Here is a 14,346-nt window from a genome sequence, read left to right as displayed (position 1 = left end):
TGAGTTGAAAAATCCTCACCGGAAAAGTTGTCGTCATAGAAGTGCTGCCAGACGCCATAAAACGTCCCTGCCGCCAGCGGCAGACGCACGCCCAGTTCCGCCTGCGTCAGGCGTGCAAAGGCGGCCTCCAGCGTTTCGTCTTTGCACACCCGCCCCCCGGCACAAACCAGTAGCCCTGCGCCGGACGGTTGAGACGCTGGCCCAGTAAAATTTCCCCCTGGCCGTTTTCCACAATGAAATCGAGGGAGATGAGGGGCGTGGCCCGCACCACGGCGGCGAAATCTTCCTGACGTAAAAACATTGTCACCCCCGGAACCGTTGCTGATTCTCAAGGAACCACTGGTAAGTACCGGCAAGCCCTGCCTCCAGTGAAATTTCGTGATACCAGCCAAGCTGATGCAGGCGCGTGACGTCGAGCAATTTACGCGGCGTGCCGTCCGGCTTCGCGGCGTCGAACACCACCCGGCCCTGGTAACCCACCACCTTTGCGATAGTCTGCGCCAGTTCGCGGATAGTGCAGTCCACGCCAGTGCCGACGTTAATGTGCGACAGCATCGGGGCAGTGTTCTCCTGCCACACTTCGCGCGCCAGCTCCATCACGTGAATACTGGCCGCCGCCATATCGTCAACGTGCAGAAATTCACGCATCGGCGTGCCGCTGCCCCACACCACCACCTCCGGCGCGTGGCTCTGCGCGGCCTCATGAAAGCGGCGCAGCAGCGCCGGGATCACATGTGAATTGTCCGGATGGAAATTGTCATGCGGGCCGTACAGGTTGGTCGGCATCACCGAACGGTAGTCGCGACCGTACTGCCGGTTGTAGGACTCGCACAGTTTAATCCCGGCGATCTTGGCGATGGCATACGGCTCGTTGGTCGGCTCCAGCGTCCCCTGCAGCAGCTCGCTTTCCGCCATCGGCTGCCTTGCCAGTTTCGGATAGATACAGGACGAACCGAGAAACAGCAGTTTGTTCACGTTGTGCAGGTGCGCGGCGTGAATAATGTTGCTCTCTATCATCATGTTTTCATAAATAAAATCCGCCGGATACGTGTTGTTGGCGACAATGCCGCCCACTTTCGCCGCCGCCAGATAAACCTGGTCGATACCCGCCCCGGCAAAGAACGCCTGTACCGCGCGCCCGTCGAGCAGATCCAGCTCATCGCGGGTGCGCAGCACCAGCTCCACGTCGCCGCGCTGCGCAAGCTGCCGTACAATCGCGGAGCCCACCATCCCGCGATGGCCCGCCACAAAAATTCGTTGCTTGGTCATGGTCATTCCAAAGATAAATTTACATCGAATCCGTGAGATTTCAGCAGTGAGTGTTTTTTCGCGGCCTCCAGATCGTTCGCCACCATCTCGGAGACCATCTCCGACAGGGTGATTTCCGGTTTCCAGCCCAGTTTCTCATGCGCTTTGGACGGGTCGCCCAGCAGGGTTTCCACTTCCGCCGGACGGAAATAACGCGGATCAACGGCCACAATCACATCCCCCGGTTTCACGCCCGGCGCATCGTGTCCGGTAACGGATACCACGATCCCTTTCTCATTAATGCCTTCGCCTTCAAAGCGCAGTTTTATCCCCAGTTGCGCCGCCGCCAGCTCCACAAACTGGCGTACGGAATACTGCACGCCGGTGGCAATCACGAAATCTTCCGGCTGCTCCTGCTGTAACATCATCCACTGCATCCGCACGTAATCTTTCGCATGGCCCCAGTCGCGCAGCGAGTCCATGTTGCCGAGATACAGGCAGGACTCCAGTCCCTGGGCGATATTGGCGATGGCGCGGGTGATCTTACGGGTGACGAAGGTTTCGCCGCGACGCGGGGACTCGTGGTTAAACAGAATGCCGTTACAGGCGTAAATACCGTAGGATTCACGGTAGTTGACGGTGATCCAGTAGGCGTACAGTTTCGCCACCGCATAGGGGGAACGCGGGTAGAACGGCGTGGTCTCTTTCTGCGGGATCTCCTGCACCAGCCCGTACAGTTCAGAGGTGGAGGCCTGGTAGAACCGCGTTTTCTTTTCAAGACCGAGGAAGCGGATCGCCTCCAGCAGGCGCAGCGTGCCCATCGCATCCACATCGGCCGTATATTCCGGCGACTCAAACGACACCGCCACATGGCTCATCGCGCCCAGGTTGTAGACCTCATCCGGCTGCACTTCCTGTAAAATGCGGGTCAGGTTGGAGGCGTCGGTCAGGTCGCCATAATGCAGATGAAATTTCGGGTTGCAACTGTGCGGGTCCTGATAAATATGGTCCACGCGCTCGGTATTAAACGATGACGCGCGGCGCTTGATACCATGCACCTCATACCCTTTTTCCAGCAGAAATTCTGCCAGGTAAGATCCATCCTGTCCGGTTACGCCAGTAATAAGAGCGACTTTATTCATAGTAATTCCTAATACATATAAATTTAATTTAAAGTAGGTATATTAAGTTAAGACAATAATATAGTAATTATTTTCTTATTGGTAATTCGGGTGTCAAATTTTTCTTTAGCTATCCTGGCACTTTCTTTACCACAGTCGCGAATCAATTCTTTAGATAAAATAAATTTTTCCATCGCCTCTGCAAGAGCATCGCTAGACCACCGTTGTATTAAAAAACCATTAGAATTATTAACAACAGTATCTCTACATCCAGGAACATCGGTAGTTATTACAGCTCTTCCTATAGCCATAGCCTCCTGTGTACTTCGAGGAAATCCTTCTCTATAAGAAGGTAAAACGAAAACACTGCTCTTACTTAACCAATGAGAAACATCATTCACATATCCTACATAGTTAATTATTTCTTCTTTAATAATTGTATCAAGTTCATTTTGTTTTAGACTACCAGGGTTTGCTGGATCAATATTACCCAGCACATTAAACGTCACCCCTTCAAATCTTTCTTTTATATTTTTAGCAGCAGCGATAAATTCATAAATCCCCTTTTCTCTGAGCAATCGGCCAATGAAAATAAAAGAAATTGGTTCAAGTGGTGCTGGTGAATACTTGTAATGCTCTAAATTTATTCCAATACCCCCCAATACATATACTTTTCTATCTTCTATACAACCAGCGTTAAGTAAATCATTCCTATCATCTTCATTAAGTACAATAAGTGTATTAATTTTCTTAAAAGCTATTCTATAGAGCAGAATCTGTATTCTTTTTAGGATTTTTGTCTTTTGGGGAATCCCAGATGGTTGTTCGGTAAATAAAAAACCTAACCCTTCAAGCATCGCGATAATCTTATGAACACCAGCATAATATGCGGCAAGCGATCCCCAAATACAAGGCTTAGTAAAATAAGAAAAAACGATGTCTGGTGTTATTTTTTTTATTAGCTTATATAAAAAAATAAAATTAACAAAATCCTTGAAGGGATTAATTCCTGAGCGACTTATTGTATAATCTATCGGTACGACACCGATATCAATCAATGTCTGCTTCGATTTGTAATCATAATCAACAGATAACGCATATACTTCATGTCCTGCGCTAACTAAATCTTTAAGTAATTCATATCTGAATCCTAATAAAGATTGCACCGTAGTACCAATCATTAATATTTTCATATTCTTTTTATAAAATTCCGGTTACGATACTAATTATTAAACTCTATAACCATTTGGATTGTGTGATTGCCAGTTCCAAACATCTTGCAACATATCCTCTATTCCATATTTTGCCTCCCACCCCAGGAGGTTTCTGGCTTTTTCAGTATCAGCCCAAGATTTGTCTAAATCACCATTTCTTCGTGCGACAATATTATAGGGAATCTCTTTTTTAGTGACGAGCTCAAAAGCTTTAATGATTTGCAAAACACTATATGCTCGACCTGACCCCAAATTAAAAACATCATAACCTACTTTTGTTGATAACATGTATTCTAATGTCTTGACATGTCCTTCAGCTAAATCATCTACATGTATATAATCTCGCATGCCAGTGCCATCAATTGTGTCATAATCACCACCATATACATTTAAATATTTAAGTTTTCCAGTGGCAACTTGTGATATATATGGAATGAGGTTATTTGGTATTCCATTAGGATCTTCCCCAATCATACCTGATTTATGAGCACCAGTAGGATTAAAATAACGAAGACTTACTGCGGAAAATAACTCATTAGACTTACAAAAATCCTGCAGAATAATCTCACTAAAATATTTTGATGTTCCATAGGGATTTGTAGTCCCCCCAATTGTATCGTTCTCTTTATTTGGAACAATCGAAGAACAACCATATACGGTAGCAGACGAACTAAAAATCAAATTATTTACATTTGCACTTTGCATTGCAGCCAGTAGAGTCAAGGTACCTGTGATATTATTATCATAATAAACCAATGGTTTTTCAACAGACTCACTTACTGATTTTAATGCTGCAAAATGTATTACTGCTTCTATCGAATAATTATTAAACACTTCATCCAGGCAATGTCGTTCTTTTATATCACTTTTTATAAATTTTATTTTTTTATTGGTTAAATTCTCAACACGCCTAATCGACTCATAAGAGGAATTACTTAAATTATCAATAACAATAATGTCGTGCCCTTTGGCAATAAGCGCTAAACAAGTATGCGATCCTATATAACCAGCTCCACCAGTGACTAATATCATCATCCGCACCTTTCAATTAAAAATTGAAATACACGCTACCGCCCCTGGCTCATCAGCTACCAGTGCACTGCGTACATATCGACTTGTTACAAACCTCGCCCGGCAGGGCAAAGCTCACTAAAACTTAAACGCTAATTGTCTTATTAATTGCATCCGGAAACAAGGATTAATCTTATAAAATCAGCATTAAAATGCTCCAGATAACCCCTTGTTACTTAAGCCCTTTATACAAAACTAAAACGGCAGTCAACACTCGTTTCAGCCAACTTGCCGCTTCGAATGTTCACTGCCGTTATTATGTTTATCACCAACCATTTATCACGGTTGTTAATACTTATTCATGCAGAAGCTGCTCTATGCTCTTACGGAACTTGGCTCCTTCTTTCAGGTTGCGCAGCCCGTACTTCACAAATGCCTGCATGTAGCCCATTTTTTTACCGCAGTCATAGCTGTCACCCGTCATTAGCATCGCGTCAACCGACTGTTTTTTCGCCAGTTCAGCAATGGCATCGGTGAGCTGGATGCGGCCCCAGGCGCCCGGTTCGGTTCTTTCCAGTTCCGCCCAGATGTCGGCTGAAAGCACATAACGGCCTACCGCCATCAAATCGGAATCCAGCGTCTGCGGCTGATCCGGTTTTTCGATAAACTCCACAATCCGGCTGACTTTGCCTTCATTATCCAGAGGTTCTTTCGTCTGGATAACGGAATACTCCGATAAATCACCTTTCATGCGCTTCGCCAGCACCTGGCTGCGACCCGTTTCATTGAAACGCGCCACCATCGCCGCAAGGTTATAGCGCAGCGGATCGGCGGTAGCATCATCAATAATAATATCCGGGAGTACCACAATGAAAGGGTTATCGCCCACGACCGGACGCGCGCACAGAATAGAGTGCCCCAGCCCTAACGGCTGTGCCTGGCGAACGTTCATAATCGTCACGCCCGGTGGGCAGATAGATTGCACTTCCGCCAAAAGCTGACGCTTAACGCGCTGTTCAAGGAGTGATTCAAGTTCATAAGAGGTGTCGAAGTGGTTCTCAACGGCGTTTTTGGACGCGTGAGTCACCAGTACGATTTCTTTGATCCCTGCAGCCACAATCTCATCGACAATGTACTGAATCATTGGCTTGTCGACGATCGGTAGCATCTCTTTTGGGATTGCCTTGGTGGCAGGCAACATATGCATACCCAAACCCGCTACCGGTATAACTGCTTTCAAATTCATCATTGTTTCTTCCACCTGTAAAATGGTTGCTGAATTATAGCTCTTTAGCTTGTTTTCGCCAGCATGAATTACTCTGCTGCCAGGGATAATGATGGCACGCTCTACATTACGTCTTAGTCGGCACCATAACATTAAGTATGAACAACTTTTTCCCAGGAATTTTCGTAAAAATAACGGTACTTACCCTCCCCGCTTCGGCAGCGGAAAATTCACTGCTTCGACATGCACGGTTTGGTGATTAATCCTGTCGATATCCACGGAACTCTGCCCGTTTTCATTGATGGCATGAACATTAGCGAGGGAAAGCAGCGTGTCCTGGCGGGCCATAAATTGACCACGGACATCTTTACGCAAATCGAAGTGCATTTTTAACGCCGGGCCAATCGCTGAAGTTTGCATCACGTTGATATTACGCAAAAAGAGGTGCTGCGGTTGATTATGCAGTTCCAGCGTAGCACGCGTCATCCGTACGTTGGTGATGGCGACAAAAGAGGGGGTGTTGCCGGAGGAAATTTGAATGCCGCGTAATTTATAAGCAACCTGGCGATTATCCAACCGAATAGCGTTTAATTTAAAGTTTTGCGGAATTGACAGGTATTTTCCTTTAACGACGCCATAGCCGATGAGCATCCCGGCACTATTCGTCATATCAATATTATCAATGACGAAATTATCACAGCCATAAATTGCGATCGTTGCGTTATCAATACCCGCATTTTTACTGAAATCGGGCGTGATGTTTTGGGCTTTCACATTGCGAATGACGAAATGTTTGCCATTTTCTACGTGCACCAGCTGCCGGCAATCAGATCCGGTAATATTGGCCACCACAAAGTTTTTTACTGCCTGGTCTTCAGGATAACTGTTGTCATAGGTACTACCCGCCAGCCCGATGCCGATCCCCCAGTTGATTTTGCCATTGGTACAATCAATGCGTTCGATGACATGATCGGAAATCAGGATGTCGCGGTCGTGAATCGCGACATTCCACTCAATGGCGTCCCCCTGCAAATCGCTAAAGCGGCTATGCGTAATCCGCGCGCCGTCCATTTGGTTATGAAATCCCTGGCGGAGAATGGCGTAGTTGGCGTGGGTAACAGTGATGTCATCGATAATGAGATTACGCATCACCTGCGGTTCCTTACCACCAATGAAAATTTGCGCGACGGGGCCAAAGCCGCTCATCGTCACGCCTTTAATCACACAGTCCGACCCGCGAACATCCAGCGTCACATTGTGCAGACTGCCGCCCTGCTCCCCCACCACCTGACACCCGTCCTGCAAAATAAACCGTCCCCGGCCATTCCCACGCACCGCGCCCTGTACCCGCAGCGTTTTTCCCGCCGGAATCGTTATCGCCGCATTGATATTTTCACACACCCATCCTGGCGGTACGACCACGGTCTGCCCGTCGCCGAAGGCCTGTTTGAACGAGGCGATACCGTCATCCGCCGGATAATCCTTAATATTGACGGTCTGGCGAGGTTCACGCGCCTGTACCGGCAAGGCGCGTAGAAAAGGAAGAACAGCAAGCGCGGAACCTGCCGTCAGGAGGGTACGTCGGGAGAATTTAGTCGTGGGCATACCACCTCGTTTATATCGTTTGTAGCAGGCTGGCTAACTGGCGATTAATCGCCTGCTGATTAAAATCTTGCGCCACTTTTTCACGGGCGCGCGTGATCACCGACTCCAGCGTGTCGTGGTCAATCCGGCTGAAATCAGCGAGTCGGGCCGCCAGCGCCTGTGCATCGTTTTCCGGCACCAGCCAGCCGGATTTGCCGGCCTCCACCAGTTCCGGAATGCCGCTATGCACGGTAGACACCACGGGAATCCCCACCGCCATCGCCTCCATCAGCGCTACCGGAATACCTTCCATATCGCCATCCGTACCGGTAATCGACGGCAGCAAAAAAACATCGGCGTCATCCAGCATCGCCTTCACTTCATGGCTCGGTTTAAACCCCGGCATCTCAATGACATCCTCTAACTGATACTGCTCGATGAGCGTGCGCAGCCGACGTTCCCACGGGCCAATCCCCAGAATGCGGTAGCGAAACGCCACGCTCTGCGCTTTCAGTTGCCGACAGGCTTCAATCGCCACATGCAGTCCTTTTTTCTCGGTCAGGCGCGCGACGGAAATCATCTCCAGCGGCATCCCTGGCGCTTTCACCGGACGATGGGTAAAACGCGTCATGTCGACGCCCATGCGCGAAACGGCAATCTTTTCCGGCGGACAGCCCATACTTTTCAGGCGACCGGCCCACAGATCGCTGATGGGCAGCATCAGATCGCCACGACGAAACAACTGCTGATACTCCGGCGTGTAATGACTGAGCACTTCGCGGCTGGAGATATCAATCCCGTGGAAAATAGTCACGATTTTGCCGCGAAGCACGCCCAGTTCGCGTAGTTTGGCCGCCGTCACGCCCGCCGGGCCAAAGTGCGCGATGAACACATCCGCTCCAAAAGGCTGGCTCACCTGCGCGCAAATCGCGGAAAGGATCAAATTGCGTGATTCATCGCCATAGCGGGTAAAATTGAGCGCTTTCCAGGTCGCCGCCCGATGCAGCCCCGGCAGCGTTTTACATGCCCGGTAGCGCAGTTTCGCCAGCCGTCCCTGGGGCTCATCCTGTAACCAGCGGGTTTTCGCCGCCAGGCCATACTTCTCCCAGGCGGCGTGAGTATGTTGGGTATCGCCTTTTTGTAACGCGACAATCTCCACCTCATGGCCCATATCAATAAACGCAGTAATCTGATTCAGCACAAAGGTTTCCGATGAGAGTGGAAATTTCAGCAGAAAAAAGCTGACTTTCATTGCGCCTCCCGAATTCTGTCGAGAACAGATTTGATCATCGTGAACCCTTTCGCCCGCTCCTCGGTGACGGCGTTAGCCACTTTTGCCTTTAGCGCAGGCAATTGATTGAGCGTATCGGCCACCACGCTTTGTAATGAACCGTTCAGCAAGTGACGGATATCGATGGCCAATTCCGCCAGGCCTAGCTGCTGCATAATCCCGGCGGATTTATGTTCATAATTAATGGCGATGGCGGGTGTGCCAAAATTCATGGAGATAATGGCGGAATGCAGGCGCGTCCCGATGGTCAGTACGCAGGAGGCGAGGATCTTTCCGATTTCCACGTCATTGAGTTCGTCCATCGCGATATGGAAATGCTCTGGGTCGTTTACATACTTCGCCATCCGTAACGCAACCATCCGGTCATCGCGGTTATAGCGATCGATACTGGTGCAGGTTGACAGCGCCAGTACCTGATAACCGTCCGCAATCAGGCGATTCACGACCTGGGCAAATGCCTGCTCATAGGCCTGCTGAGTGGTGCCCAGGCGTTTATCAAACGGCTCCAGATCGCGCAACGTAATCGCGACGGTTTTGCGGCGCGCGGTGACGTCCAGCCAGTGCTGCACAGCATAACTGGCGACAAACTCGTCGTGACGGCGTTCGACTAACCAGGCAGTATCCACCCCCTGCTCCACTTTCCGGGTATCGATCTGCGCGGCGGTCATTAGATCACGGCTGACGGTTTCACGCAGGATCAGCGCACTGGTGCGCCCAAAAACATAATTGGCGAGCTGGTTAAAGTCAGGGTTCTGGAAAGGGCCGACGCTATGTCCCACCATATAAATTGGTTTGTTCGCCATAAACGCGCACAGCGGATATTCAAAGTGAGTCAAACCGTATAAGTCGACATAGTTTGAACCGCCCACCTGAATGACGGCGTCATACTGCGCAATAAATTGCGCGAATTCGGCAAATTCCGGCGCGATAGCAAAATTACGCAGCGATCCTTCCTGGGCGACTTTAGACAATAAAATTTTATGCTGAAAACGACGGCGTAATACTTTTTTCACCCGACCGTTAAGCCCTGCCGCCGCCTGCTGTTTCTGGCTTAACTGATACAGCGGGTCGGCAATAATCGGGCGCCCCTGCAACCAGGCGGAACTCACCGGGAAACGACTCATTACATCCATTTCCGCCTCTGGCGCCTGTTGACGGATGGCATCAAGCAAACCGCGCATAATGGCGCTATCACCACGGTTGCCGCATGTGTGGTTGCCTAAAATTAATAATTTCATAAATAGCCTCTTATATCCCCGTCATCCGACACGTAATAACTTTTTCATTTTTGCACTGCCAACAAGCTGATTTTTAATTTCCATCACCAGCGCATTGCGTGAAAAAATAATCATTAAAATAAAACTCAAAATACCGACCATAACCTGTAGCGCGAATACCCCCGACAACGGTAAATAACCGTCGACCAGCTTTCCTGCGCCGTAGCTGGTAATAAATGTTGGCAATGAGAGATAAAACGGTAGCCACAGGCTGAGAATATACTGACGATAGCTGGAGCCGAGTACCGGCTTAATCATCACGAAATAGCTCAGAATGGTGTTGATGATTTGCACCACCAGGAACCCCAGCGTCACGCCAATCGCCCCCGCCAGATGGCCGCCAATGAGAATTGCCGGGATAAACAGAAACGTTTTAAAGACGTTGAACTTAAAGCTGATATCCACGCGCGCTTTCGCCATCAGCAGCGAACCAATCGGGTTGCCGACCGAGCGCAACAGCCCCACCACGCACAGCAATTGCAGGATCGGGATAATGCTGTTCCACTTCTCGCCAAACACTAACGGCACAAAATTGTTCGCCACTACCATCAGACCCAGCAGCGCGGGAAAATTGATAATTCCCACCACGGAAAGCAACTTATAGAAGTTGACGCGCAGCTTCTCGGTATCGTCCTGGATTTTGGCGAATGCCGGAAATAGCACGCGAGTAATGATGGGGTTAAGCTTCGCCGGCGGCACAACCGCCACGTTGTACGCGAGGTTATATCCCCCGGCGACGCTTGCGCCGAGAATTCTCGCCAGTACCAGCGTCGATAAATTCGTGTTGATGTAATTGACGATACTGTCCGCCGTCAGCCACGCGCCAAAACGCAGGTTCGTGGACACCGATGCCAGCGAAAAATGCAGCCCCGGACGGTAAATCTTGCGGCCAAAGTAACCAAACAGCAGCGTTCGCACCGCGCTGTTCACCAGATAGCCGAGAATCGCGGTTAACGCCAGCGGCCAGTAATGGGCGCTAATCACCGTAAAGGTGAACCCCGCCAGCACGGAGGTCGTTTCGATCATGCCGATCTTATTGAACTCCAGCTCTTTTTGCATCAGCGCACGGAACTGCTGCCCGTGAGGAATCACGATAAACGCCAGCGACAACGTTTTGATTAACGGCGCGAGATCCGGGTTATGCAAAACATGGGCAATCGCATCGCTCAGCCAAAAGACCACCGCAAATACCACAATCCCAAGCCCAACGTTTAGCCAGTAGAGCGTGGTCAGCTCCAGATGCCCAATCGTTTTACGCTGGATAATCGAGTTCGCGATGCCAAAGTCCGAGATCGTGTCGGCCAGCGCGATAATCACCAGCGAGACGGTCAACAGGCCAAACTGGTGGTTGTCGATGATCCGCGCCAGCACCGTCATCTGAATTAACCCCAGACCGATAATCACTATCGTGGCGATAGCCGACCATTTAGCGCCGCTGATCGTTTTTTGTCGTAAACTCATTCTTTTCTCCAGAACCTGTTCACAAGGCGTCATTGGCGCAGCCAGATTGAGCACTGACCTGGTTCAATATGGCAAGTAAAATAGCCTTGTGGGTCAGGTTCTTAATACGCCGCTTTATTAACAAACCCTTTAAAAATAGTCAGAAAAACGATTTTGATATCGAACCAAATACTCCATTCGCGGATGTATTCCAGGTCGAATTCCACGCGTTTTTCCATTTTCTCCAGCGTATCGGTCTCACCGCGCCAGCCATTAATTTGCGCCCAGCCGGTGATGCCCGGCTTCATCTTGTGGCGTAGCATGTAACCTTCAATCAACTGACGATACTGTTCGTTATGCGCCACCGCGTGCGGGCGAGGACCGACGATGGACATCCCGCCGGTTAATACGTTGATAAACTGCGGCAATTCATCCAGCGAGGTACGACGCAAAAAGTTACCTACCCGGGTGACGCGCGGATCGTTTTGCGTCGCCTGGGTAACGACCTTATCGTTCTCCATTACCTTCATTGAGCGGAACTTCCAGACCTTGATCGGCTTGCCGTCCATCCCGTAGCGCGTCTGACGGAAAATCACCGGCCCGGGCGAGCTCAATTTGACCGCCAGCGCAATGCAGCACAGTACCGGTGAGATGAGCAGCAGAATCAGCGACGCCAGCACGATATCTTCTGCCCGTTTAAGCAGACGGTTAATCCCTGACAGCGGCGTGTCATACAGCGGAACGACCGGAACGCCGCTCATCTCCTCCACGCGCGAGTGGAGAATATTAAAGGTGAACACATCGGGAATAAGGATCACCGAGCAGGTGGTGTCGGCCAGCTCGCGCACCAATTTTTTCACCATGGCGCCGTCGCTCATTGACATGGCGATATAAACATTGTGAATTCGCGAGGCTTTCGCATCGTCAATTAACTGCTCGAAGTTCCCGGCCCAGTCAGCAGAGACGCCGCCCGGTTTGGGATCGTGATAGACGCCCACCACCTCAAAACCCAGCCACGGCTCATTACGGAAGCTATCCAGCAACGCCTGGCCCGCAGGCAAATCTCCGGCGACGGCGACCCGGCGAGTGTTATAACCACGATTGCGTAGCCAGCCCGCGCCGAAACGAATAAATGAACGGCATAACACTAAGCCCAGGCTGGACAGCGCATACCAGGCCAGCCAGGTGGCAAGGCGGTTGTCAAAGTCATCATTAAACGCCACCAGACCGGCGCTGAAGATCAGGCTCAGCGTCCAGTTTTGCAGTAACAGCGTTAACTCTGTCGACATTTTGACGCCGCGCCAGGAGCGATAAAAATCGGTCATCCCGCCCAGCATTTGAAAAACAACCAGCGTAATCAGCGCCACCAACAGGTGCATGTACAGGAATGGCAGTCCACTGACTTCACAGATGAACCACAGCCCGCCAAACATGATGGTGATATCTGAAAAGCGTTGCACCATAGAGATTAACGATGCATTGGTTTTGGCTCGTTCGCGCTTTTTTAGATTTGTCATCGTTGTTCCTGTGATTGGCCCCTTACCCGCAGGCGGTAAGGGGAGATCTGACGTTACTGATTCAGCAGCGCCAGCAGAGTGCGTGTTCGCGCTTCCATCAGCGGAATATCGCCGCGTGATTCCACATTCAGGCGCACCACCGGTTCGGTGTTCGACGAGCGCAGGTTGAAACGCCAGTCCGGGAATGACATGCTGAGTCCGTCCGTGCGGTCCACCGCCTGCGCCTCTTCCGCGAAGTGCGCTTCCACCCGCGCGATGGCCGCTGCCGGCTCCGCCAGCCTGCTGTTGATTTCCCCGCTCGCCGGGAACGCCGCCATCCGGTCGCGGACCAGTTCACCCAGCGACTGTCCCTTCAGGCACACCAGCTCCGCCACCAGCAGCCACGGGATCATTCCGCTGTCGCAGTAGGCAAAATCACGAAAATAGTGATGCGCGCTCATTTCCCCGCCATAAATGGCATCCTCCGTACGCATCCGCTCCTTGATAAAGGCATGTCCGGTTTTTGACATCACCGGCGTCCCGCCCGCCGCCGTCACCACTGCCTCCGTGTTCCAGGTCAGGCGCGGGTCGTGGATAATCTTCGCCCCCGGGTGTTTTTCCAGAAACGCTTCCGCCAGCAGCCCGACGATGTAGTACCCCTCGATAAACTGCCCTTTCTCATCGAACAGGAAGCAGCGGTCGAAGTCGCCGTCAAAGGCGATGCCCATGTCCGCCCCGTGTTCAATAACGGCCTTGCGGGTGTCGTCGCGACACTCCGGCAGCAACGGGTTGGGAATGCCGTTCGGGAAGGTGCCGTCCGGGGTGTTGTGGATTTTGATGAACTCCACCGGCGCGCCCAGCGCCTTCAGACGCGCTTCGATGGCGTCAATGACCGGCCCCGCCGCGCCGTTGCCGGAATTCACCACCAGCTTCAGCGGGGTGAGATTGTTAACACTGATATAGCCGAGCAGGTGGCCGATGTAGGCGTCGCGCAGGCTGATTTGTCTGTAGCTGCCGCGCGCGGCCTCGTTCACCGGCGGGAAATCGCCCGCTTCCGCCAGACGCTGAACGTCGCGCAGACCGGTGTCGCCGCTTATCGGGCGGGCGCCCTCGCGCACCAGCTTCATGCCGTTGTAGTCCATCGGGTTATGGCTGGCGGTCACTTCAATACCGCCGTCCACGCCGAGGTGGAAGGTGGCGAAGTAAATCTCTTCGGTGCCGGACATACCGATATCCAGCACGTCGACGCCCGCGTCCTGTAACCCTTTCGCCAGCGCCAGCTTCAGCGCCTCGCTGGTCAGGCGCACGTCGCCGCCCAGCACGATGGTTTTCGGTTTTAAATATTCGCCGTAAGCGCGGCCAATCCGCCACGCGATATCTTCATTGAGCTCTTCGCCCAGCCTGCCGCGAATGTCGTAGGCCTTGAAACAGGTTAATTT

General features: G+C 51.2%; 11 protein-coding genes and 1 pseudogene. All 12 read right to left on the bottom strand.

Annotation, left to right across the window (positions count from 1 at the left end; all coding sequences use genetic code 11):
- Positions 1-301: pseudogene (locus ABVM99_RS24095) on the bottom strand (GDP-mannose mannosyl hydrolase); the annotation flags it as partial.
- 2 nt (positions 302-303) lie between these two features.
- Complete coding sequence (locus ABVM99_RS24090) at positions 304-1,269, bottom strand: GDP-L-fucose synthase (protein ID WP_023253845.1); 966 nt, start codon at positions 1,267-1,269, stop codon at positions 304-306.
- A gap of 2 nt (positions 1,270-1,271) precedes the next feature.
- A complete protein-coding gene (gene gmd / locus ABVM99_RS24085; RefSeq protein ID WP_020898977.1) occupies positions 1,272-2,390 on the bottom strand; it encodes a GDP-mannose 4,6-dehydratase in 1,119 nt (372 codons plus the stop codon).
- Positions 2,391-2,437: 47 nt separating this feature from the next.
- Positions 2,438-3,550 (bottom strand): glycosyltransferase family 4 protein, encoded by a 1,113-nt coding sequence (locus tag ABVM99_RS24080; protein WP_020898978.1) that lies wholly within the window; start codon positions 3,548-3,550, stop codon positions 2,438-2,440.
- A gap of 48 nt (positions 3,551-3,598) precedes the next feature.
- On the bottom strand, positions 3,599-4,618 hold the full coding sequence (gene galE / locus ABVM99_RS24075; protein WP_024145501.1) for a UDP-glucose 4-epimerase GalE: 1,020 nt from the start codon (positions 4,616-4,618) through the stop codon (positions 3,599-3,601).
- Positions 4,619-4,949: 331 nt separating this feature from the next.
- On the bottom strand, positions 4,950-5,843 hold the full coding sequence (galF, locus tag ABVM99_RS24070) for a GalU regulator GalF (protein ID WP_000981469.1): 894 nt from the start codon (positions 5,841-5,843) through the stop codon (positions 4,950-4,952).
- Between the two features lie 177 nt (positions 5,844-6,020).
- Positions 6,021-7,424: a colanic acid biosynthesis protein WcaM gene (wcaM, locus tag ABVM99_RS24065; protein WP_023195445.1), complete on the bottom strand. Its 1,404-nt coding sequence runs from the start codon at positions 7,422-7,424 to the stop codon at positions 6,021-6,023.
- A gap of 10 nt (positions 7,425-7,434) precedes the next feature.
- Positions 7,435-8,655 carry a colanic acid biosynthesis glycosyltransferase WcaL gene (wcaL, locus tag ABVM99_RS24060; RefSeq protein ID WP_023195444.1) on the bottom strand — a complete coding sequence of 407 codons (1,221 nt, stop codon included), beginning with the start codon at positions 8,653-8,655 and terminating at the stop codon, positions 7,435-7,437.
- Positions 8,652-9,932 (bottom strand): colanic acid biosynthesis pyruvyl transferase WcaK, encoded by a 1,281-nt coding sequence (gene wcaK / locus ABVM99_RS24055; protein WP_052938346.1) that lies wholly within the window; start codon positions 9,930-9,932, stop codon positions 8,652-8,654. The genes wcaL and wcaK overlap by 4 nt, the downstream gene beginning before the upstream one ends.
- Before the next feature lie 21 nt (positions 9,933-9,953).
- Positions 9,954-11,432, bottom strand: a complete 1,479-nt coding sequence (gene wzxC / locus ABVM99_RS24050; protein ID WP_000058682.1) for a colanic acid undecaprenyl disphosphate flippase WzxC — start codon at positions 11,430-11,432, stop codon at positions 9,954-9,956.
- Positions 11,433-11,533: 101 nt separating this feature from the next.
- Positions 11,534-12,928 (bottom strand): undecaprenyl-phosphate glucose phosphotransferase, encoded by a 1,395-nt coding sequence (gene wcaJ / locus ABVM99_RS24045; RefSeq protein ID WP_000183163.1) that lies wholly within the window; start codon positions 12,926-12,928, stop codon positions 11,534-11,536.
- 53 nt (positions 12,929-12,981) lie between these two features.
- On the bottom strand, positions 12,982-14,346 hold a 1,365-nt coding region (cpsG, locus tag ABVM99_RS24040), incomplete at its 5' end, for a colanic acid biosynthesis phosphomannomutase CpsG (RefSeq protein ID WP_139761007.1).

The organism is Salmonella sp. SJTUF15591 (assembly GCF_043356435.1).
Classification (GTDB): Bacteria; Pseudomonadota; Gammaproteobacteria; order Enterobacterales; family Enterobacteriaceae; genus Salmonella; species Salmonella enterica.
Note: the sequence above shows the minus strand (reverse complement) of the source record. Positions and strands in the feature narration are given on the sequence as shown.